Source organism: Pseudomonas sp. K8 (genome assembly GCF_014889455.1).
GTDB classification, from domain to species: Bacteria; Pseudomonadota; Gammaproteobacteria; order Pseudomonadales; family Pseudomonadaceae; genus Aquipseudomonas; species Aquipseudomonas veronii.
Genome location: NZ_VJWO01000009.1, coordinates 125,671 through 148,398 on the forward strand (window position 1 = coordinate 125,671; position 22,728 = coordinate 148,398).

Annotated in this window: 17 protein-coding genes; 5 read left to right on the forward strand and 12 right to left on the reverse strand. The window is 62.2% G+C overall.

What is annotated here, in order from left to right:
* Positions 1-168: 168 nt before the first annotated feature.
* Complete coding sequence (locus INT12_RS09435) at positions 169-834, reverse strand: polysaccharide lyase family 7 protein (RefSeq protein WP_102617721.1); 666 nt, start codon at positions 832-834, stop codon at positions 169-171.
* Between the two features lie 312 nt (positions 835-1,146).
* On the opposite strand from INT12_RS09435, the gene INT12_RS09440 reads away from it, so the two are divergent.
* The 3 genes from INT12_RS09440 to INT12_RS09450 are packed head-to-tail and all read left to right on the forward strand — an operon-like array spanning position 1,147 to position 4,112.
* A complete protein-coding gene (locus tag INT12_RS09440; protein ID WP_193039512.1) occupies positions 1,147-3,252 on the forward strand; it encodes a putative bifunctional diguanylate cyclase/phosphodiesterase in 2,106 nt (701 codons plus the stop codon).
* A gap of 43 nt (positions 3,253-3,295) precedes the next feature.
* Positions 3,296-3,796 (forward strand): M48 family metallopeptidase, encoded by a 501-nt coding sequence (locus INT12_RS09445; RefSeq protein ID WP_010207148.1) that lies wholly within the window; start codon positions 3,296-3,298, stop codon positions 3,794-3,796.
* Positions 3,797-3,815: 19 nt separating this feature from the next.
* Positions 3,816-4,112, forward strand: coding sequence for a winged helix-turn-helix domain-containing protein (locus INT12_RS09450; protein WP_046381788.1), 297 nt, complete (start codon positions 3,816-3,818; stop codon positions 4,110-4,112).
* Positions 4,113-4,170: 58 nt separating this feature from the next.
* Here INT12_RS09450 and INT12_RS09455 read toward each other — a convergent pair whose 3' ends face one another.
* A complete protein-coding gene (locus tag INT12_RS09455; RefSeq protein ID WP_017844948.1) occupies positions 4,171-4,623 on the reverse strand; it encodes a GNAT family N-acetyltransferase in 453 nt (150 codons plus the stop codon).
* A gap of 202 nt (positions 4,624-4,825) precedes the next feature.
* Between INT12_RS09455 and INT12_RS09460 the strand changes: the two genes are divergently transcribed.
* Positions 4,826-5,563, forward strand: coding sequence for a substrate-binding periplasmic protein (locus tag INT12_RS09460; protein ID WP_046487940.1), 738 nt, complete (start codon positions 4,826-4,828; stop codon positions 5,561-5,563).
* Between the two features lie 4 nt (positions 5,564-5,567).
* Here the strand turns inward: INT12_RS09460 and yccS are convergent, their stop codons facing one another.
* The 10 genes from yccS to betI form a co-directional block, all read right to left on the reverse strand.
* Positions 5,568-7,751, reverse strand: coding sequence for a YccS family putative transporter (yccS, locus tag INT12_RS09465; protein ID WP_017844946.1), 2,184 nt, complete (start codon positions 7,749-7,751; stop codon positions 5,568-5,570).
* 119 nt (positions 7,752-7,870) lie between these two features.
* Positions 7,871-9,049: an NAD(P)/FAD-dependent oxidoreductase gene (locus tag INT12_RS09470; RefSeq protein WP_193039511.1), complete on the reverse strand. Its 1,179-nt coding sequence runs from the start codon at positions 9,047-9,049 to the stop codon at positions 7,871-7,873.
* A gap of 159 nt (positions 9,050-9,208) precedes the next feature.
* Positions 9,209-10,546, reverse strand: a complete 1,338-nt coding sequence (dbpA, locus tag INT12_RS09475; RefSeq protein WP_231590016.1) for an ATP-dependent RNA helicase DbpA — start codon at positions 10,544-10,546, stop codon at positions 9,209-9,211.
* A gap of 131 nt (positions 10,547-10,677) precedes the next feature.
* The gene (gene mdtD, locus INT12_RS09480; RefSeq protein ID WP_017844943.1) at positions 10,678-12,105 is read right to left on the reverse strand and encodes a multidrug transporter subunit MdtD; all 1,428 of its coding nucleotides are present in this window, start codon (positions 12,103-12,105) and stop codon (positions 10,678-10,680) included.
* Between the two features lie 35 nt (positions 12,106-12,140).
* Positions 12,141-13,031, reverse strand: a complete 891-nt coding sequence (locus INT12_RS09485) for an alpha/beta fold hydrolase (protein WP_017844942.1) — start codon at positions 13,029-13,031, stop codon at positions 12,141-12,143.
* 235 nt (positions 13,032-13,266) lie between these two features.
* Positions 13,267-14,583 carry a TldD/PmbA family protein gene (locus tag INT12_RS09490; protein WP_193039509.1) on the reverse strand — a complete coding sequence of 439 codons (1,317 nt, stop codon included), beginning with the start codon at positions 14,581-14,583 and terminating at the stop codon, positions 13,267-13,269.
* Positions 14,583-16,025 carry a TldD/PmbA family protein gene (locus tag INT12_RS09495; RefSeq protein ID WP_193058832.1) on the reverse strand — a complete coding sequence of 481 codons (1,443 nt, stop codon included), beginning with the start codon at positions 16,023-16,025 and terminating at the stop codon, positions 14,583-14,585. Before INT12_RS09495 ends, INT12_RS09490 begins: the two co-directional genes overlap by 1 nt.
* A gap of 205 nt (positions 16,026-16,230) precedes the next feature.
* Positions 16,231-17,934: a choline dehydrogenase gene (gene betA, locus INT12_RS09500; RefSeq protein WP_193039507.1), complete on the reverse strand. Its 1,704-nt coding sequence runs from the start codon at positions 17,932-17,934 to the stop codon at positions 16,231-16,233.
* 142 nt (positions 17,935-18,076) lie between these two features.
* Positions 18,077-19,549 (reverse strand): betaine-aldehyde dehydrogenase, encoded by a 1,473-nt coding sequence (betB, locus tag INT12_RS09505; RefSeq protein WP_193058833.1) that lies wholly within the window; start codon positions 19,547-19,549, stop codon positions 18,077-18,079.
* Positions 19,550-19,659: 110 nt separating this feature from the next.
* Complete coding sequence (betI, locus tag INT12_RS09510; protein ID WP_017844937.1) at positions 19,660-20,253, reverse strand: transcriptional regulator BetI; 594 nt, start codon at positions 20,251-20,253, stop codon at positions 19,660-19,662.
* A 390-nt stretch (positions 20,254-20,643) separates the two neighbouring features.
* Between betI and INT12_RS09515 the strand changes: the two genes are divergently transcribed.
* The gene (locus INT12_RS09515) at positions 20,644-22,578 is read left to right on the forward strand and encodes a BCCT family transporter (RefSeq protein ID WP_227778914.1); all 1,935 of its coding nucleotides are present in this window, start codon (positions 20,644-20,646) and stop codon (positions 22,576-22,578) included.
* The last annotated feature ends 150 nt before the right edge of the window (positions 22,579-22,728 follow it).

Here is a 22,728-nt window from a genome sequence, read left to right on the forward strand (position 1 = left end):
AAAAAGAAGCCCGCAGCGATGCGGGCTTTTTTTGCGGCTGGAATTTGATCAGCTTGCAGGCGTGTAGGACCAGCACCGAGTCCTAAGGCTACACAGGGGAACGGCGTTTACCAGGGCGTGCTCATTGTGCTGATCAGACAATCCCTGCTCGTAATGAGGCCAATCCGTTCACTCGTGATCAATATCCAACTTCGCAAACGTCACCTTCGCCCCTTCCTTGCTATCCCCGCTATTGTCCTGCACATACGCCCCCGCCTTGAAATACAGCGGCTTGCTGCCCCAGGCCGCGCCAATGCGCTCGTTCCACTGCCCGTCGGCCGCTACGACACTGAGCAACCCGGCTTTGTTGAGGTTGATCACGTAGGTAAAACTCTTCTCCAGCGGCACATTGGAGGCGACGATGATCACCCGGCTTTCATCGTCGTCCGGGCGCATGCGGACCTTGGCGACAATGTTGCCGGTCTGGGTTTTTTCCTTGAACTGGTATTCCACCTTGATCAAGGGTTTCTGGCTGTCGTAGGCGTGGATCTGGCCGATGACGATTTTCCCGGAGGAGGGCACCTGGTTGACGGCCAGCGTGGCGCGCAGATAATTGTCGGCTTCGGGGTAGGTCCAGTTGCGCAGACGCCCGTCGGCGTAGGTTTCGCGCAGTTCGCTGCGGGGGTAAATGGCGTTCTCGGTACGTGTGCCGGTGACGGGTGTCCAGAATTGCACGTTGCTGCCTTCGGCCTGGAAATATTGGTCATTGAAGCCACTCATCAGCTTCGGGGTGTTGATGGTCGCGGGGGGCGAGCCGACCGGAATGCTCAGGTTCCAGGTGGAAAGATCAATCATGGCGTAGGCCTTTTTACAGATAGGTATAGGCTTTGGCCCTTGGGCCAGACAGCATCTTTATAGGCGGTAGTCCGCCGCTTGTTAATGAATGCCTGGCAAATTATTGACGCCAAGGGAATGTCAAAAAGCCATGTTCCCCATGAACCGTGGGCTGCAGGGGTTGACCGTTAGTCGGCTTAGCAGTCTTTGGTGCGATGATGGCCCCCGCTTCACTTCTGATTTTTGGGAACCAAGGCTAGAGTGAGACCTCAGTGCTTGCCCGGGTTTTCTGTCAGAACTGACCGGTGCGGCACCTTAAGGAAGAGACGTAGCATGGAATGCGCTCCACACCAAGGCGATGGCGGTTCGGTTCTTCTGGTGGTCGATGACTACCCGGAAAATCTGATTAGCATGCGCGCCCTTTTGCAACGTGATGACTGGCAGGTGGTGACCGCCGGTTCCGGCCTGGAGGCTCTGGAACTGTTGCTCCAGCACGAGGTAGACCTGGTGCTGCTCGACGTAAAGATGCCCGGCATGGACGGTTTTGAAGTCGCCCGCCTGATGCGCGGCAGCCAGCGCACGCGCATGACGCCGATCATCTTTCTCAGCGCGAACGCGCAATCGCCGGCCGCCGTGCTGGAAGGTTATGCCAGCGGCGCCATCGATTACCTGTTTAAACCCTTCGACCCGCATATCCTCAAGCCCAAGGTCCAGGCGTTGCTGGAGCAGCAGCGCACCCGTCGGGCGTTGCAGCGTCTGAGCCATGACCTGGAGTCCGCCCGCGCCTTCAATGCCTCGGTGCTGGACAACGCCGCCGAAGGCATCCTCGTGGTGAGTGATGCGGGCGTGATCGAGTACGCCAACCCGGCGATTTCGCGCCTGCTCAATGCCACGCACGATGAGCTCAAGGGCAAGGATTTTTTGAGTTTCCTGCAAAAACCCCATGTGCCCGCCTGGCTGGAATCGCAGATGTACGCCGGTTTCCGTCAAGGCCAAACCTGGCGTTTGCATGATGCGATCTTGCGTACCGGCCGCGGTCAGCAGGTGCCGGTGGCGCTCTCTTGTGCGCCGTTGCCCGCCGAGCAGAAGGCCATGGTGGTGACCGTGTTGGACATGTCCGAGGTCTGCCACCTGCATCAGCAACTGGAGTTCCAGGCGGTGACCGACCCGCTGACCGGGTTGTTGAACCGTCGTGGCTTTTACCAGGCCGTGGAAAACTCCCTGCTGCGCAGCGATCGCACCGAGCAGTCGCTGGTCTTGTTGTACCTGGACCTCGACGGCTTCAAACGGGTCAACGACTCGCTGGGGCATGACGCGGGTGATCGGGTGCTGCGCTGGGTTTCGGAACAGTTGCAGAGCTGCCTGCGTTCCTACGACATTCTCGGACGCATGGGTGGGGATGAATTCACGGCGTTGTTGGAACTGGAGTTCCCCGAACAGGCGGCGAAGATTGCGGAAAAACTGATCGAGCGAGTGTCTGTTTGCCAACAGGTGGATGGCTTGGAGGTGATGCTCGGGGTCAGCATCGGCATCGCGACTTTTCCGGATTGCGGCTCGGACTTGGGCGGCCTGTTGCGTGCGGCTGATATCGCCATGTATGAGGCCAAGCGTGCGGGGCGTCAGCAATATCGCTATTACGATCAGGAAATGAACGGTCGCGCCCGCTCGCGGCTGATGCTCGAGGACAGCGTGCGCAACGCCATCCAGAACAAGGATTTCACCCTGGTGTACCAGCCCCAGGTGTCTCTGGAGGACGGCCATCTGCGCGGCGTCGAGGCGTTGTTGCGCTGGCAGCACCCGAGTGTCGGCGATGTACCGCCGGGGCTGTTTTTGCCGCTGCTGGAAGAGGCGCGGCTGATCAGCCAGTTGAGTGCCTGGATCTACCACCAGGTCGCCGCTCAGCGTCAGGTGTGGCAAGCCATGTTCGAGGATGAACTGGTGTTGAGCGTGAGCCTGAGCAGCAGCCAGTTCAACATGCCCAACCTGGCGAGCCAACTGCAGCAGGTACTCGACAGACATGGGTTGCAGGGGCGCCAGTTGGAGGTGGAAATCGGCGAAGACAGCCTGATGCATAACCTCGAAGCGTCCGCCAAGCAGTTCAAGTTACTGCGCGCGGTCGGGGTACGCATCGCCCTGGATGACTTCGGTTCCGGCCACTGTTCCCTGGCCCATCTGCGCGACCTGCCATTCGACACACTCAAGCTGGACCGCCAATTGGTCGCGGGCCTGCCGGGCTCAGCGCGGGATGCGGCGATGGCCCGTAGCATTATCGAGTTGTGCGGGCATTTCGGTGTGCTGGTAGTCGCCGAGGGCGTAGAGACGCTGGAGCAAGCCCAGTGGCTCAAGGCCAATGGTTGCCCGTTTGTCCAGGGGCCATGGGCGGCCCCACCGTTGATGGCCGGAGCGGTGGTCGACTGGTTGCGCGCCCGTTCCTGCTGAATTCGCTACACTGGCGCCCATTCGAACCCTGTTGCAGACCTCAATGACCGCGCTGAAATACCTCCAGGCCTATCCCGCTGCCCTTCAGGAGCAAGTGCGCCAACTGATCGCCAAGGACCAGTTGGGCGCCTACCTGGAGCAGCGTTACCCCGAACGTCACGCCGTGCAGAGCGACAAGGCCCTGTATGCCTACGCGCTGGCCTTGAAACAGGAGCACCTGCGCAACGCGCCGGCTATCGACAAAGTGCTGTTCGATAACCGCCTCGACCTGACCCACCGTGCCCTCGGCCTGCACACCACGATTTCGCGGGTACAGGGCGGCAATCTGAAGTCCAAGAAAGAAATCCGGATCGCCGCGCTGTTCAAGGAGGCCGCCCCGGAATTTCTGCGCATGATCGTGGTACACGAACTGGCGCACTTCAAGGAATCGGACCACAACAAAGCGTTCTACAAACTCTGTGAGTACATGATGCCGGGCTACCATCAGGTGGAATTCGACCTGCGCGTGTACCTCACGTATCGCGACCTGCAGGGCAAACCCTGACTTTCCAAGGCGGTTGACCATGGATGTGAGCAAGACCAAGAGCAGCTTCTACCGCCGCCTGTACGTGGCGTATCTGATCGACAGCGAGCAGGCCAGCAGCGTGCCGGCGCTGACCGAGGTGACGGGCATGCCCCGGCGCACCGCGCAGGACACGATTGCGGCATTGGCGGATCTGGATATCGTCTGCGAGTTCGAGCAGGAAGACGGCGCGCGCAATCATGCGGGGTGCTATCGGATTCGCGACTGGGGCGCGATCGATCGGCGGTGGATCGAGGCGAATCTGGCGTCGATCAAACAGGTCTTGGGTTATCCCTGAGGCTTGGCGGTCAGCTGGGCTGACGCTATCGCGAGCAAGCCCGCTCGCGATGGGGCCATCAGGCACGCCGCATGCCGATGTGCGGAATGTCGTCCTCAAGGTATTCCTCACCCGCCACCAAAAAACCATACCGCGCGTAATACCCCTGCAAATGCGCCTGGGCTGAGAGAAAGATCGGCGTCTCTGGCCAGATATCGTCAATCTGCTTGAGCGTTTCTTCCATCAGCAGATGCCCCAGACCGGTGCCGCGTGCCATCGGTGCCACGATCACCCGGCCGATCACCACATCCCCGGCCTGGGTCTCCGGGTCCAGCAGGCGCAGGTAGGCCACCAGGTCGTCGCCTTTCCAGGCCATCAGATGGTGGGTATCGCCTTGCAGGTCCTGCCCGTCGATGTCCTGGTAGACGCACTTTTGCTCGACAACGAAGACCTCGCTGCGCAGGCGCAGAATGGCATACAGCTGTTCCTTGCCCAGGTCGTTGTGATGTTTGCAGACCCATTCGACTGTCATGGTGTGGTTCTCTTGGAAGTGTCTGTCCCGGATAGTAAGCGCGGCGGGCACTTCTGTCTAAATCGACTGTTTGGATCAGTGACATCAATCTGCCATCATTGTATGCATTCAGCGGCGGGTTCTTTGTGTAATCTGAGCTACTGTTACATCCTCAGGCACCGCCTGAGCCAGGGCCACCGCCTGCCTGCCAAGGACTTTAAGCATGCCGCGATTCTCTCGTGCCGTTGCTTTGATTGGAATGTTGTTGCTGGCCCAGCCGGCGTTCGCACAGCGTCTGCGCCTGGTGGCAGATGCCTGGCCACCCTTTACCGATGCCACCTTGATCAATGGTGGGCTGGCTACCGATATTGTCAGCACAGCCTTGGCCCGCGCCGGTTATGCCAGTGATTTCGAGCAGGTGCCCTGGGCTCGCGCGTTGATGGGTGTCGGCGATGGGCGCTATGACGTGGTGGTCAACGCCTGGTATGACGAGGCCCGCACGCGCCTGGGGCAGTTTTCCGCTGAATACCTGATCAACCGCCTGGTTTTTATCAAGCGTCGCGACGATCCCATCGAGTTCCAGAACCTTGAGCAACTGCACAACTATCCCATCGCCGTGGTGCGGGGGTATGCGTATTCTGCGGCGTTCGACCAGGACACGCAGTTACAGAAAGTCCCGGTACACAACTTCGCCATGGCGGTGCGGATGCTCGTTGCGCGCCGGGTACGCCTGACGGTGGAGGACGAATTCGTTGCCCGTTATTACCTGGCGCAGGAGTCGGCGCGGGTGCGCAATGCGGTGGAGTTTTTGCCGCAGCCGTTGAGTGAAAACAGCCTGCATATTCTGGTCAGCCTGAAGAACCCCGAGCATGAGCAGATCGTCGCCGGTTTTGACCGCGAGATTGCCAAGATGAAGGCCGACGGCAGTTATGCGCGGTTGATGAAGCAGCACGGCATGTAGTGGCCTACGCCGCGCTGGTGTCTTTGATCAGGTGGGCCGCCAGGGTGCGCAACGGCCCCAACTGCCGGCAAATCAACGCCAGTTGCGTCTGCACCAGACGTTGCCCCTCATCGATCTCATCCGGCATCTGTTCCAGCTCCGCAGCCAAGGCTTCCTCGGCATCGCTCTGAATCGAGATCGGCTGTTTATTGGCCAGCCCCGTGGCGATTTCGTCGATGCTCGCCGCCAGGGTTTTTCCCGCGCCGTCGATCAAGTGCTCGCGCACGTCGGCCGGCAGTTGGGTTTCGCGGTGCGCGCCGAGCCCCGACAGGTAGCTGAGCAAGGTGTGGGACAGCACCAGGAAGCGGAAGCCCACGTCGGCCTCCTTACGGAACTGCCCCGGCTCCATCAGCATATTCGCCAGGGTGGTGGACAGCGCCGCGTCGGCGTTGTGCGCGTTGCGTCGGGCCAGGCGGTAAGCCAGGTCGTCGCTTTTGCCGGCGGCGTATTGCTGCATGATTTGGCGCAGGTAGATGCTGTTGCAGGTCAGGGTATTGGCCAGCACTTTGTTCAGGCGCCGGCCTTGCCAGTCCGGCAGGAACAGGAACACGGTCAGGCCGGCAATCACGCTGCCGATCAAGGTGTCGAACAGGCGTGGCAGGAACAGCCCGTAGCCATCGCCCACCTGGTTGAAGCAGAACAGCACCATCAGGGTGATCGCCGCGGTGGCCAGGGTGTAGCGGGTGGTGCGGTTGATAAAGAACACCAGGCCCGCCGCGATGGCGAACATCGACTGCACCAGGGCGCTGGGGAACAGGTCGAACAGCGCCCAGGCCACGGTGAGCCCGATGGCTGTGCCGATGATCCGCTGGCCGAGCTTGCGCCGGGTGGCGCCGTAGTTGGGCTGGCAGACGAACAGGGTGGTGAGGATGATCCAGTAGCCCTGGGAAGCGTGGATCGCATGCAGGGTGCCGTAGCCGATGGTCAACGCCAGGGCCAGGCGCAAGGCGTGGCGGAACAGCAGCGAAGTCGGCGTGAGCTGGGTGCGCAGGCGCGTCCACATTTCCTTGAGGTTGCGTGGGGCACGGTCAAGCAGGTTGCTGTCGCTGGCGTCGGCCAGGGCGTCCGGGTTGCTCGCGTCGCCCAGCAGGCGGTCGAGGGTCGACAGGTTGGCCGCCAGCGCACGCAAGGAACGCAGCAGGCCGCGCCAGGCCGGGTTGCTCTGGATGCGCAGGTGTTCCATGGAGGCGTTCAGGTCGCCCAAGGCTTCGGCGAAGCTGGCGTCATAGATGAACGGCTGGCGCAGTTGGATCGATTCGGCCAGGGCCTCGCAGGCCTTGCCTTGCTGGCGCAGCAGGCGCTGGCAGCGGAACAGCACATCGCTGTGGAAGAAGGCCTCGGCCAGGGCGTTGTAGGGATAGTGCGACGAGCTGGCGCGTTCGTGGATGTCCTGGGCCAGGAAATACAGCTTGAGGTAACGACTGACCTTGGAGCCCGGCCGGCCATTGCCGACGCGGTGCAGGATGATTTCCTTCGCCGCATTCAGCGCGGCCACCACCCGGCCGTTTTGCTGGGCCAGCTCCAGGCGGCGCGCCTCCACGTTCAACTGGCGGATCGGCTCGAACAGCGACGATTTGAGCTTGAGGTAACGCCCCAACTCGCGAAACAACCGCGCCAGGCTCTGCTGCACCGGCTGGTTGGAAAACAGCACCTGCCACAGCACCGACAGCGCACCGTACCAGGCGGCGCCGGCCACCAGCAGCAGCGGTTCGTGCCAGAAATCCGTGACGGCACCGCCGCGCTGGTCCACGCCGATCATGGTGTAGACCGACAGGATCAAGGTGGCCGACGCAATCGCGCCATAACGCTCACCGAGGGCGCCGAGCATGGTCAGGCCGAAACTCGCCAGGGCCAGGGCGACCGCGAAGGCCCAGGGGTAGGGGAACAACAGCTCCACCGACAGCGCGGCAATGCTGAAACACACCAGCGTCACCGCCAGGGCGTTGAGGCGGCCTTGCCAACTGTCGTCGGTCTCGGCCAGGGCACTGGCGATAATCCCCAGGAACAGCGGGATCAGCAGTGTCATTTCATCCTGATACCAGCACAGCGTCATGCTGCCGGTGAGGGCGATGAATACCCGAACGCTGTAACTGAATTTATCCAGTGCCCATAGGCGCCGCATGGACTGCTTGAACGAGGTCGATGACATGAAGGCTGGAGTCTTCCGGGACGATGCCGCTAAATTGAGCTATCAAGGACGCTGCGGCAAGGGTGGTGATCACATCACTGCACAAAATTTCTCCCGGGCACACTGAAAATCAAAATGTGTCAGGCATACTGCGCAGCGGCGTAGCCGGAAGCCCAGGCCCACTGAAAGTTGAAGCCGCCGAGGTGGCCGGTCACATCCAGCACTTCACCGATGAAGTACAAGCCCGGGCTTTTCAGCGATTCCATGGTCTTGGACGACACTTCCCGCGTATCCACGCCGCCCAGCGTCACTTCGGCGGTGCGATAACCTTCGGTGCCTGCCGGTACCAATTGCCAGCTCGCCAGTTTTTGCGCGATGTCGGCCAGTTCGGCGTGGGTGTACTGCTTCATCGGCTTGGACGCGAACCAGGTTTCTGCCAGCAGGTTGGCCAGCTTCTTGGTGAAGATTTCACCCAGCAGGGTTTTCAGCTCGCTGTTGGGACGCTCGGCTTGTTGCTGTTGCAGCCAGGCGTGGGCGTCGTGGTCGGGCAGCAGGTTGATCTCGACCGTGTCGCCGGACTCCCAATAGGAGGAAATCTGCAGAATCGCCGGCCCGCTCAGGCCGCGATGGGTAAACAGGAGGTTCTCGCGAAAGCTCTGGCCGTTGCAGCTGACCAGGCAATCGACCGACGTGCCGGATAACTCGCCGCACAGCTCCTTGAGCTGGTCGGTGATGGTGAACGGCACCAGCCCGGCGCGGGTCGGCAGCAGTTCGTGGCCGAATTGCCTGGCCACCTGGTAACCGAAGCCGGTCGCGCCGAGGGTCGGGATCGACAGGCCGCCGGTGGCGATCACCAGGGATTCGCAGCGCAACTCGCCCAGGGTGGTCTGCAACTGGTAGCCGCTGTCGAGCTTGGCGATGGTTTCGATCGAGGTGTCCAGGTGCAGGCTCACGCCGGTCTGGATGCACTCGTCGAGCAGCATGCCGAGGATGTCGCTGGATTTGTTATCGCAGAACAACTGGCCGAGCTTCTTCTCGTGGTACGGCACGCCGTGCTTGGCCACCAGGCCGATGAAGTCCCATTGGGTGTAGCGGGCCAGGGCGGACTTGCAGAAGTGCGCGTTGTGCGAGAGGAAGTTCGCCGGTTCGGTGTACATATTGGTGAAGTTGCAGCGACCGCCGCCGGACATCAGGATCTTCTTGCCGGCCTTGTTCGCGTGGTCGATCAGCATCACCTTGCGCCCACGTCCTGCGGCGGTCAGAGCACACATCAAGCCTGCGGCGCCGGCGCCAATGATCACAACTTCGGTCGAGCGCAAAACGGTGTCCTCATACATGTTCTGATTTGAAATACAGTCAAATGTGGGAGGGGGCTTGCCCCCGATGGCGGTATGTCAGTCACCTGATGAGTTGACTGGTCCACCGCCATCGGGGGCAAGCCCCCTCCTACAGGGGATCTCTATTGTTCGAAAGATCGTTTACAGGATCCGCACGCGCAACGAACGGCCCTTGATCTTGCCGTCATTCAAACGCTGCAGCGCCTGCTTGGCGACGCTGCGTTCCACGGCCACAAACGCCTGGAAATCGAAGATCGCGATCTTGCCGACCTGGGCCCCCGGAATGCCGGCTTCACCGGTCAGTGCGCCGAGGATATCGCCCGGACGGACCTTGTCTTTACGGCCGGCGGCGATGCACAGGGTGCTCATCTGCGGCAGCAGCGGGCCACCGCTCTGTGGCTTGAGGTTGTCCAGTTGGTCCCAGTTCAGCGGCGACTTCTGCAGTTGCTCGATGGCCTGGGCGCGGTGCGCTTCGGACGGCGCCACCAGGCTGATGGCGATCCCGGTCTCACCGGCACGGCCGGTGCGGCCGACGCGGTGGATGTGGATTTCCGAGTCGCGGGCCAGTTCGACGTTGATCACCATGTCCAGCGAATCGATGTCCAGGCCACGGGCGGCGACGTCGGTGGCGACCAGTACCGAGGTGCTGCGGTTGGCGAACATCGCCAGCACCTGGTCGCGGTCACGCTGTTCCAGGTCGCCATGCAGGCCGACGGCAGAGATGCCTTTGGAGGTCAGGTGGTCGACGGTTTCCTGCACTTGCTGCTTGGTGAAGCAGAACGCCACGCACGAGGCCGGGCGGAAATGCGCGAGGACTTTGGTGACGGCCTCCATGCGTTCTTCCGGCGAGATCTCGTAGAAACGCTGCTCGATCTGGTCGTCGGAGTGGAACGCTTCGGCCTTGACTTGCTGCGGCGCGCGCATGAATTTCGAGGCCAACTGCTTGATGCTCACCGGGTAGGTGGCCGAGAACAGCAGAGTCTGGCGGCGGGCCGGGGTCTTGCTGATGATGTCTTCGATGGCGTCGTAGAAACCCATGTCGAGCATGCGGTCGGCTTCGTCGAGGATCAGCGTGTTCAAGCCGTCGAGCACCAGCGAACCCTTGCGCAGGTGTTGCTGGATGCGGCCCGGGGTGCCGACGATGACGTGGGCGCCATGTTCCAGGGAGGCGATCTGCGGGCCGAGGGACACGCCGCCGCACAGGGTCAGCACCTTGATGTTGTCTTCGGCGCGGGCCAGGCGACGGATTTCCTTGGCCACCTGGTCGGCCAGCTCGCGGGTCGGGCACATCACCAGGGCCTGGCAGCCGAAGTAGCGCGGGTTGATCGGGTTCAGCAGGCCGATGCCGAACGCAGCCGTCTTGCCGCTGCCGGTCTTGGCCTGGGCAATCAGGTCCAGCCCCTTGAGGATCACCGGCAAGCTCTGCGCCTGGATCTGCGTCATCTCGGCATAACCCAGCGAGTCGAGGTTAGCCAGCATGGCGGCGGAGAGCGGCAACGTATTAAAAGCGGTGGCGATGGTGGTCACGGGACTGGCTCTGCAAAAACAAAATGTCGCGCAGTGTAGCAGTCCCGTGGGATTTTCCCTGCAAGTTCTCGACGAGACGCCTGCTAGTGTTCGATGTCGTGTTCGCGGCTGCCGATGCGTTTGCCGTCTTTTGGCGACAGTTGCAGGAAGATCGCCGCCGCCAGCATTGCCATGATGCCCACGGTGAGGAAGGTCAGCTGGAAGGCGCCGAGTACCGTGCTCACGCCGTCATTGCCCGATTCGGCGGTGAACCCGCCGAGCAGCGCACCGGCGCAGGCCACGCCGAGGCTCAGGGACAGTTGTGCCACCACCGACAGCAAGCTGTTGCCGCTGCTGGCCTGGGCATCGTCGAGGTCGATCAGGGTAACGGTGTTCATCGCGGTGAACTGCAAGGAGTTGATCGCCCCGAGTATCGCCAGCATGCCCAGCAGCAGCGGGTAGGGCGTCTGTTCGCTGACCAGGCCCATGCTCGCCAGCATCAGGCCCAAGGCCAGGGTGTTACCGGTCAGCACCACGCGGTAGCCCAGGCGTTCGATCAACGGCCGTGCAACCGACTTGGCCAGCATCGCCGCCGCCGCCAGGGGCAGCATGCTCATCCCGGCCTGGGACGGTGAATAGCCCAAGGCTACCTGCAACAGCAACGGCACCAGAAACGGCAAGGCGCCGCTACCCAGGCGTGCGAACAGGTTGCCCAGGATGCCCACCGCAAAGGTACGGGTCTTGAACAGCGCCGGCGCAAACAGCGGGTTATCGATATGCCCGGCGCGCAGCCAATAGGCCGCCAGGCAGGCCAGCCCGCCGAACAGCAGCAACATCACCCGCAGGTGCGGCAGGTGCAATTCGCCCAGGCCTTCCATGGCGATGGTGATCAACACCATCGCCGCGCCGAACAGCAGGAAGCCGATGCCGTCGAACCGCGTGCGCTCGCTGCCGCGCAGGTCGGGGATCAGTTTCCACACGGCGTAGCAGCCGATCATGCCCACCGGCAGGTTGATCAGGAAGATCCAGTGCCAGGTCAGGTATTGCACCATCCAGCCGCCCATGGTCGGGCCGAGCAACGGACCGAGCAGGCCTGGGATGGTGATGAAGCCCATGATCCGCACCAGCTCGGAGCGCGGATAAGCGCGCAGCACCACCAGCCGGCCGACCGGCAGCATCAGCGCCCCGCCCAGGCCCTGGACCACCCGCGCGCCGACGAGCATGGTCAGGCTGCTGGACAGCGCGCACAGCAGCGAGCCGATGCTGAACAGCATGATCGCGCCAAAGAAGATTTTCTTGGTGCCGAAGCGGTCGGCGATCCAGCCCGACGCCGGGATCAGCAAGGCGACGGTGAGCATGTAGGCGATCACCACCCCTTGCATGCGCAGCGGGTTTTCCGCGAGGTCCCGGGCCATCGCCGGCAGTGCCGTGTTGAGAATCGTCCCATCCAGCGATTGCATGAAGAAGGCAATCGCGACCACCCAAGGGAGCCAGCGGGCGGTCTTGGCATCGAGAGGGGCGCGATTCGGCATGGGATCCCTTTTGTTAGGAGGCTATGTGTCGGCGATTATGCGCCATTCGTCGCTCCTTTTCCCACTGAAGGTTCGTCTACATCCGACAACATCGCGTGCTCGCCCACCAGGAAATCCAGCAGCGCGCGATGTACCGCCCGCGCCGCTTCGCGGGACTCCAGGTCGAGCAGATGCCCGGTATGTTCGGCGACGGCAAAGCTGCTGCGGCCTACGTAGTGCTGGAACAGTCGGGCCTCGGCGGCCGGGGTGTATTCGTCCAGCGTGCCGTTGAGGAAATGCACCGGCGTTTCGATCCGGCTGAGCTGTGGCAGGTAGTTGCCATCGCCCAGCGCCAGCACCTGGTGGATATGAAAGCGCGCCTGGCGGTATTCGGTGGTGGCCATGTTCGACAGGTGCCGATGGTTGTTGCGCTTGAGTCGCGGCGACAGGTATTTGCCCACGGTGTCGTTGAGCAAGTGGCCGACGGCGGATTTGTCGTCGGCTTCGATCAGCACGCGCACCCGCTCCACATAGTCGAGCATCGCCTGGTTGAGGTTCGGCGCCAGCGCCATCACCACCGAGCTTTCGATGGAGGGCGGGTTGTGTGCCAGGGTCAGCAGCGTGGAGATGCCGCCCCATGAGGCCGACACCAGGTGGTTGACCTGGAAGCGCTCCACCAGCGCCCGCAGGATTTGCACTTCGTCGTCCTTGGTCACCAGGTCCAGGTCGGTGTTGTGCTCGCGTGAATAGCCTGAGAACGGTAAATCGAACAGCAGCACATTGAAATGCTCGGCCAGGCATTTACTGGTGCGGGCGAAGGAGCGCGTGGTGGATAGCGCGCCATTGACCATCAGCACGGTTTTCTTTTGCGGATGGTGACCTAGTTGCTCAACATGAACGTTGTAGTGCTTGAACAGCTTTTCTATGACAAAACTTCCATGGTTCATGTCAATGCTCCAGCTTGCCTTTTCCCGGGCGAGGTCATGCATCACGTGCGGGCACGTGGGTTAGGTGGCGGGGTGCCACTAACCGTTATAACGGGGTTTTTTACAGGCGACAACCGGCCTTGGGCGGGCGGTGAGAGAGGTCTGATTTAGCTGTAGGACATGTCGAAGCAATGCGTCTGAAATCAACACAAAACAATGTGGGAGGGGCCCCCTCCCACAAGCAGACTACTGTCGGTCAGAGGGTCAGGGTCAGGCGCTTGACCAATGCCCCCGGCAACAGATTGGACGCGGTGTTGCGCTGGCTGTAGGTACTGGCCGATAGCAACAGTTCGCGCTCTGCGGTCAGCGCTTCGAGTTGTGAGCCGAGCAGGCTGTAGACGCTGTCATCGAAGCGCATGGTGCTGATCGGCGCCTTGATCTCGCCGTCTTCCACCCAGAACGTGGCGAACCGCGTCATGCCGGTCAGGCGCGCTGCCGGCAGGTCGGAATAGTTCAGGTACCACAGGTTGCTGATGTACAGCCCGGTGCCCAATTGCTTGAGGATATCGGCCTGGGCCAGGCTGCCCGCCGCCATCTGCAACGCGCTGGGGGACTCGTCGCTGCTGGCGCCGTTGGCGCTGAGGCCGTATTCGGCGGCGCTGCGCGAATTGACCAGTTGGCCGGCGCCCTGGCCGGCGTTGATCAGCGTGACGTCACTGCACGGGTAGCCTTCGCTGGAGAACGCCGGGCTCAGCGAGCCGCTGATGTGCTCATCCACCGTCACCAGCGCGCTCAACGCCTGCTCGCCGGCATACAGCCGCTGTAGCGAGCTGCTTTTGCTGGCGATGGCCTGGGCGGAAAAACCGCCCCAAGTGATGATGCTGATGATTTCTTCCAGGGCTGCCGGCGCCAGGTAGGCGCGGTACTCGCCGGGCGCCAGCTTGTGCAGTGGCCGTCCGAGGAATTCCAGCTGTTCGCGAGCCTGCTGGAAGCGGCGGGCGAACTCGGCGCTGTTCCATTCATCGCCGGCGTAACTGGCTTTGACCGCTTCGCCGTTGGCGTGGAACAGGCTGAAGTCGAAGTTGAAACTATTGGCCTGATGCCAGCCGAACGCCCCGTCCGAACTGGCGAAGCCACGGCTGATCGGGCCAGCGGCGTAGAAACCGACCAGATCGACGCCGTGTGCCGCCTGGCTGGTGTCTTCCAGCACCTGGCTCAGCTCGGGCAGCGGCCGGGCCTGTTCGTTTTGGCTCTGCCACGCGTTGTGGTTCAGCAACAGGTACGGATCGTGCGGCAGCAACGGCAAGGTTTCGCGCAGCTGTTGCAGGCCAGCGGCGAGGCGCTGGCGGTCCAGCGCCGGCTCGCCGCCGAGGGTGATGCCGAGGTCGGCATGACGGCCGTCGTTGATCAGTTTGAGGGTCAGGCTGGCCTGTTGCACCTGCCCGGCCTGACGCACCTTGGCGTGGTTGAAACGCACGAATTCGGACGATTCTGCGGCGTAGCCCAGGTGAAATTGTTCTTTGTCGGTGAGGGCCTGCTTGAGCCATTCCACCAATGCCTTGAAGTTGTTCATCAGGCGTCTCCCCCAAATACGTCGACATGGCTGAATACACAGGCGGGCGAGGCATGGCCGACGCGGATCACCTGGTTGGGCTCGCCTTTGCCGCAGTTCGGCGTGCCCAACACCTGGAAGGTGCTGGCGTCGCCCACGGCGCTGAGCTTGCGCCAGAACTGCGCGGAAATGGCGCGGTAGTTGGGGTTTTTCACCACGCCTTTGAGCTCGCCGTTTTCGATCAACTGGCCCCATTCGCAGCCGAACTGGAATTTATTGCGCGCGTCGTCGATGGACCACGAACGGTTGGTCGACATCAGGATGCCGTGTTCGATGCCGCCGATCAGTTGCGCCAGGTTCTGGTCGCCGGCCTCGATGTTCAGGTTGGCCATGCGGTCGATCGGCGGGCGGTTCCAACTGCTGGCGCGGCTGTTGGCGACGCCGCTCATGCCCGCGCGAAATTGCGACAACGCCCCGCCCAGCGGCTTGAGCAGCAGCCCCTCGCGGATCAGGAATTGTTTGCTGGCCGGGGTGCCGTCGTCGTCGTGGCCGTAGCTGGCCAGTTGTTCGGGGATGTCCGGGTCGAAGGTCACGTTGAGCAGCTTGGAGCCGTATTGCAGGTGGCCGAAGTCGCTGGCCTTCACAAAACTGGTGCCGGCGTAATTGCGCTCGTCACCGAGGATGCGGTCGAGTTCCAGCGGATGGCCGATCGATTCGTGGATCTGCAGGATCATCTGGTCGGGCATCAACAGCAGGTCGCGCGGGCCCTGCGGCGTGTTCGGCGCCAGCAGCAGTTGCAGGGCTTCGTCGGCGATGCGCGGCGCGGCGCCGACCAGGCCGAAGCGCTCGATCACATCAAACCCGCCTTGCTGGCCGAAGTTGCTGCCGCCGAGGGTGCGCGACTGGCTGTCGTTGCCGTCGTAGGCCGTGACGTTGACGCCAGGGAACACCAAACGCTGGGCCTGGCGCAGTTCCGCGCCGGCGCTGTTGAGGTAGATCTGTTCGACGTGGCTCAGGCCGAGGCTGACTTCCCAGTTCACCAGGCGCTCGTCCCGGGGCACGGCTGCAGATTCAGCGCCGAGCAATTGGTAGCAGTCGCTCAAGGAGGGGAAGGCTTGCTCAAGGTGGGGCGACAGGTAATCGGCGACGTCGCTGGACACGTGTTGCTCGCGCAGGTCGAGCAGGGCGTGGGGTTTTATCAGGCGTGCTTGCTGTTCGGCACGCTCGAGCGCAGCTTGCAGGCCGGGCAGGGAAATATCGTGGGTCGCGGCGTAGGTTTCGACACCGTTGACGCGCACGGTGAGCATGGCGCCTTCGTCGTGGTTCAGGTGCGGCGGTGCGGCGACGTTCTTGCGCACCGACAGGTAGTGGCCGGATTCGCGCACGTAACGCAGGGAGAAAAACTCGGCGGTGGTGCGCAGGGCACTGAAATGCTTTTTGAGTGTGGCGTGGTGTTCGAACATGGGGCCTTCCTTGTGGGCGGCTCAGCGCGGGCAGACGAACAGAGTAGGCCTGGGCTGGGGAGCGGATCAAGGAGAGTGTAGGCGTAAGGTTTGCGGTGTTGGGTCGGGCCCTATCGGGGGCAAGCCCCCTCCCACATTTCGATGTGTGAATACATTCAAAGTGTGGGAGGGGGCTTGCCCCCGATAGGGCGACACGGTCTTCCAGTTACTGCGCAGTAGGCCCCACTTCACGCATCGGCTTGCCCCGCACCGGCGCATCGCCTGCCACGTAGTAGTCCGCGGTGCTGCGCGGCAGTGGCTTGCGGCCACGGATCTTGTCGGCGATTTTCTCGGCGATCATGATCGTCGGCGCGTTCAGGTTGCCGGTGGTGATGATCGGCATGATCGACGCGTCGACCACCCGCAGGCCCTGCATGCCATGCACGCGGCCTTCGCCATCCACCACGGCCATCTCGTCGCTGCCCATCTTGCACGAGCAGGACGGGTGGAACGCGGTCTCGGCGTGTTCGCGGATGAACTGGTCGAGTTGCTCGTCGGTTTGCACCTCGATGCCCGGGCTGATTTCGCGGCCACGGAACGGGTCGAGCGCCGGCTGCTGCATGATTTCGCGGGTCAGGCGGATGCCATCGCGAAATTCCTGCCAGTCCTGCTCGGTGGCCATGTAGTTGAAGAGAATGCTCGGGTAGTCCCGTGGGTTCTTCGACTTCAATTGCACGCGGCCACGGCTCGGCGAACGCATGGAGCCCATGTGCGCCTGGAAACCATGCTCTTTCACGCCGTTGCTGCCGTTGTAGTTAATCGCCACCGGCAGGAAGTGATACTGGATGTTCGGCCAATCGAAGTCTTCCCGGGTACGGATAAAACCGCCCGCTTCGAACTGGTTGCTGGCGCCGATGCCGGTGCCGTTGAACAGCCACTCGGCACCGATGGCCGGTTGGTTGTACCAGAGCAGCGACGGGTACAGCGACACCGGTTGGGTGCAGGCATATTGCAGGTACAGCTCAAGGTGGTCCTGCAGGTTTTCGCCGACGCCGGGCAGGTCGTGGACCACCGGGATGTCGAGGCTTTCGAGCAGTTTGTCCGGGCCGACGCCGGAGCGTTGCAGCAGTTGCGGCGAGGCGATGGCGCCGCTGCACACCAGCACTTCTTTACGCGCACGGGCTTCGACGCGTTCTTCGGCGGCGCCGATCAGGTAACGCACGCCGACCGCACGCTTGCCTTCGAACAGCACTTTGTCGGTCAGGGCATGGGTGACGATGGTCAGGGTGGAACGCTTTTTAGCCGTGTCCAGGTAACCGCGCGCGGTGCTGGCGCGCCGGCCGTTTGGCGTGACGGTACGGTCCATCGGGCCGAAGCCTTCCTGCTGGTAGCCGTTCAAGTCTTCGGTACGCGGGTAACCGGCCTGTACGCCGGCTTCGACCATGGCGTGGAACAGTGGGTTGTTGCCGGCCTTGGGCGTGGTCACGCTGACCGGGCCGTCGCCGCCGTGGTAGTCGTTGGGGCCGATGTCGCGGGTTTCGGCTTTACGGAAATACGGCAGGCAGTCGAGGTAGGTCCAGTCTTCCAGGCCGGGCAGTTTCGACCAGTTGTCGTAGTCCATGGCGTTGCCACGGATGTAGCACATGCCGTTGATCAGCGAGGAACCGCCCAGGCCCTTGCCGCGCCCGCATTCCATGCGACGGCCGTCCATGTGCGGTTCTGGATCGGTCTCGTAGGCCCAGTTGTAGCGACGGCCCTGCAGCGGGAACGCCAGGGCGGCGGGCATCTGGGTGCGGAAGTCGAGACGGTAATCCGGGCCGCCGGCTTCCAGCAGCAGGACGGTGACGCCTTCGTCTTCGGTCAGACGGGTCGCCAGGGTGTTACCGGCGGAGCCGGCACCCACAATGATGTAATCGTATTCTTGGGACATTGAATGCACCCTCTTTGAAGTGTGGTCAGGTCGGGCCTCATCGGGGGCAAGCCCCCTCCCACCTTTGAAGGTATTCACAATTCAAATGTGGGAGGGGGCTTGCCCCCGATAGCGGCCTCACAGGCAACGCAAGGCTCAGGCTTTAGAACACCGAGGCGTAATCGCCCAACTCGACCTGTACCGATTTGATGCGGGTGAAGTTGTTCAGCGAGCTGATCCCGTTCTCACGGCCCACGCCCGACTGCTTGTAGCCACCGACCGGCATTTTCGCGTCGGACTCGCCCCAGGCATTGATCCAGCAGATGCCCGCTTCCCGTTGATGAATCACGCGGTGGGCGCGGTTCAGGTCCTTGGTCACCAGGCCGGCGGCGAGGCCGAAGTCGGTGTCGTTGGCGCGGCGGATCACTTCTTCTTCAGTCTCGTAGGTGAGGATGCTCATCACCGGGCCGAAGATTTCTTCACGGACGATGGTCATTTCGTCGGTGCAGTCGGTGAACACGGTCGGGGCAACAAAGGCGCCTTTGGCGAAGTCGCCGTCGGTCAGGCGGTCGCCGCCGCACAGCACGCGAGCGCCTTCGGCCTTGCCCTTGGCGATGTAGCCGAGCACGCTTTCCATGTGGGCGAAGCTGACCAGCGGGCCGAAGTTGGTGTTGTCGTCCTGCGGGTCGCCGATGCGGATGCGCGCAACACGTTCGGCGATCTTGGCTTCGAACGCGGCTTGCAGGTGCTTGGGCACGAACACGCGAGTACCGTTGGTGCAGACCTGACCGGAGCTGTAGAAGTTGGCCATCATCGCGATGTCGGCGGCGCGATCCAGGTCGGCGTCCTCGAACACGATCAGCGGCGACTTGCCGCCCAGTTCCATGGTCACTTCCTTGAGCGAAGAGCTGGAGGCGCTGGCCATGACTTTCTTGCCGGTGTCGGTGCCGCCGGTGAACGAGACTTTCTCGATGCGCGGGTGCTCGGTCAGCCAGGTGCCGACTTCGCGGCCGCTGCCGGTCAACACGTTGAACACACCGGCCGGAACGCCGGCCTCGGTGTAGATCTCCGCCAGTTTCAGGGTGGTCAGCGAGGTGACTTCGCTGGGTTTGAAGATCATCGCGTTACCGGCGGCCAGGGCCGGTGCGGATTTCCACAGGGCGATCTGGATCGGGTAGTTCCACGCGCCGATACCGGCGACCACGCCCAGCGGCTCGCGGCGGGTGTAGACGAACGAGGTGTCGCGCAGCGGGATCTGCTCGCCTTCGATGGCTGGCACCAGGCCCGCGTAATATTCCAGCACGTCGGCGCCGGTGACGATGTCGACGTACTTGGTTTCGGAGAAGGATTTACCGGTGTCCAGGGTTTCCAGGGCGGCCAGTTCGTCATTGCGCTCGCGCAGGATGTCGACGGCACGACGCAGGATGCGCGAACGCTCCATGGCGGTCATGGCGGCCCAGATTTTCTGGCCTTTTTCAGCGCTGACCACGGCACGTTCAACGTCATCGAACGTTGCGCGTTGCACTTGGGCGAGAACTTCACCGTTAGCCGGGTTGATGGCTTCGAAGGTGGCATCGCTGCCAGCGTCGCTGTAGCCGCCGTCAATGTAGAGTTTTTGCAGGTCGAAACGGGCCATAAAGTCCTCGCAAGTGCATAAGTGGTTGGCGTTAACCACTGAGGGGTGGCCAATAAGAGTCTGGCAACACCGATCAGTGGAGGTTCAGGGGTTGAGCGGTTATGTGTGCTCTAACTCACCTGCTTGGCCAATTGGAAATCCATGTATTCGTAAGCGATCCGTTGCGCCTGCGCCGTGTCGAATTCATCTCCCGACAGGGCGCCGCGCAACCACAAACCGTCGATCAAGGCCGCCAGGCCTCGGGCTGCGCTGCGTGCATCCGGCAGCGGCAACACGCGGCGGAACTGGCAGCACAGGTTGGAATACAGGCGGTGATCGTTGATCCGCTGCAACCTGTGCAAAGACGGGTGGTGCATGCTGGTCGCCCAGAAGGCCAACCAGGTTTTCATTGCCGGGCCGTTGACCTGGCTGGCGTCGAAGTTGCCGCCGATGATCACTTGGAGGTGCGCCCGTGGCGTGTCCTCCGTCAACGCTTGTCGCCGTTCGTGGACGTTCTCGATCAGCACATTCATCAAGTACCGCATCGTGGCCGCGATCAGGCCGTTCTTGTCCTTGAAGTAGTGACTGATGATGCCGTTCGAAACGCCGGCCAAACGGGCGATCAGCGCAATGCTGGCATCTCCCATTCCGACTTGATCGATGGCCGTCAGCGTGGCTTCGATCAGTTGTTGGCGGCGTATGGGTTGCATACCGACCTTGGGCATGGAGTACCTCTCCTCAGGCCTGCCGGCGGGCGATGACGTCCGTCGACTCGATGGCCAGTCTATTTTGTTTTGATTGAACGTTCAATCAACAAAGAATAAGCTCTGCGACAAATGGTCGCTGCCTGCCGGTATTTCCTACAGGTAGGTGGCGACATCTGACACCTGTGAAAACCCTTGAAACAGGCCATTTCAGAGCCTGAACACCGCCTCGGCGGGCTCAAGAATTTTCGGGGTGTCTTTATAACACCCGTCCGTCGACTGCCGAAAAATCGATGAGCACGGGATCACCGCTGCCTTGTGTTTCTCTCTCGCACTGCCTGGAGCATCTGCGCCATGAGTTCTGCCTCTCTAATAAAAACCCCACCGGAAAAGGTGCGGGTCAACGGTTGGGTGTTCTACACCTCCACCGCACTGATTCTGTTGCTGACCGCCATTTTGATCATCGCCCCGCAAGAGGCCGGCCGGATGCTCGGCGTGGCGCAGGCGTGGTTATCGAAAAGCTTCGGCTGGTACTACATGCTGGTGATCGCGGCCTACCTGGTGTTCGTGGTCGGCCTGGCGTTTTCGTCCTACGGCAAGCTGAAGCTGGGCAGCAAGGACGACACCCCGGACTTCAGCTACGGCGCCTGGGCCGGCATGCTGTTTTCGTCGGGTATCGGCATCTCGTTGCTGTATTTCGGCGCATCGGAGCCGTTGGACCATTACTTCAACCCGCCCGAAGGCGCGGCCGCCAGCAACGGCGCGGCGCGCCAGGCGCTGCAATTGACCTTCCTGCACTGGGGCCTGCACGGCTGGGCGATCTATGCGCTGGTCGGCCTGGCCGTGGCGTACTTCGCGTATCGCCATAACCAGCCTCTGGCCCTGCGCTCGGCGTTGTACCCGCTGGTGGGCGAGCGTTGGGTCAAAGGCGCGGCCGGCCACGCGGTGGACGGGTTCGGCATGTTCGTGACCCTGCTGGGCCTGGTGACCAACCTCGGTATCGGCGCGATGCAGGTGTCGTCCGGCCTGGAAAACCTGTTCGGCATGCAGCACAGCAACACCAACCTGCTGATCGTGATCATCGTGATGAGCACTGTGGCGACCATTGCCGCCGTGTCGGGGGTGGAGAACGGCATTCGTCGCCTGTCCAACCTCAACATCGTGTTGTTCAGCGGTTTGCTGATCTTCGTGCTGTTGTTCGGCCCGACCCTGCACCTGCTCAACGGCCTGGTGCAGAACACCGGTGACTACCTCAACGGCATCCTCCTGAAAACCTTCGACCTGTATGTGTACGAAGGCGACGCCGACAAGACCGAACGCTGGATGGGCCTGTGGACCCTGTTCTACTGGGCCTGGTGGATTTCCTGGGCGCCGTTCGTGGGCATGTTCATCGCACGGATTTCCCGGGGTCGCACGGTGCGTGAACTGGTGGCCGGCGTGCTGCTGATCCCGCTGGGCTTCACCCTGGCGTGGTTGTCGATCTTCGGTAATTCGGCGCTGGACCTGGTGTTGAACCAGGGCGCGGTGGCGTTGGGCAAGACGGCGCTGGAACAACCGTCGATGGCCATCTACCAATTGCTGGAGCATTACCCGGCGTCGAAAATCGTCATCGGCGTGTCGATCTTTGTCGGCTTCGTGCTGTTCCTGACCCCGGCGGACTCCGGCGCGGTGATGATGGCCAACCTTTCCTGCAAAGGCGGCAACGTGGACGAAGACGCGCCGCACTGGCTGCGGATCTTCTGGTCGGCGGTGATCACCCTGGTGACTATCGGCCTGCTGTTTGCGGGTAACTTCGAAGCCATGCAAACCATGGTGGTGCTGGCGGGGCTGCCGTTCTCGGTGGTGCTGATTGTCTTTATGTTCGGTTTGCACAAGGCGATGCGCCAGGACATGGCGACGGAACTGGAGCAGGCGCAATTGGCCGAGCGTGGCCGTCGTGGTTTCAGCGAGCGCTTGACCGCCCTGGACCTGCAACCGAGCCAGGCCACGGTGCAGCGCTTTATGGACAAGCACGTCACGCCGGCACTGGAAGACGCGACGAAGGCGTTGCGCGACCAGGGGCTGGATGTGCAGACCCTGTTGGGCAAATCCAAGCGTTGCATCGGCGTGCGTATCGAGATGGAAGAGGGCAACCCGTTTGTCTACGAAGTGAGCCTGGACGGCTACGCGGTGGCGTCGGACGAACTGCCCGAGGCGGAGCGCGCCCGTTACTACCGGGCCGAGGTGTACCTGCACAACGGGCCTCAGGAGTACGACCTGATGGGCTTCGCCCAGGAACAGATCACCCGGGATGTGCTCGATCAGTTTGAAAGCCATCGGCAGCTCCTTGGCCGTGTCTATAGCTGATGGTTGAAGCCTGGTGGTGTCCCCACTGACACCACTGGGGCAAAAAATGTGGGAGGGGGCTTGCCCCCGATTGCAGTGTGTCAGTCAGCTCGTCTGTTACTGATACACCGCTATCGGGGGCAAGCCCCCTCCCACATTTTGACCCTGTTT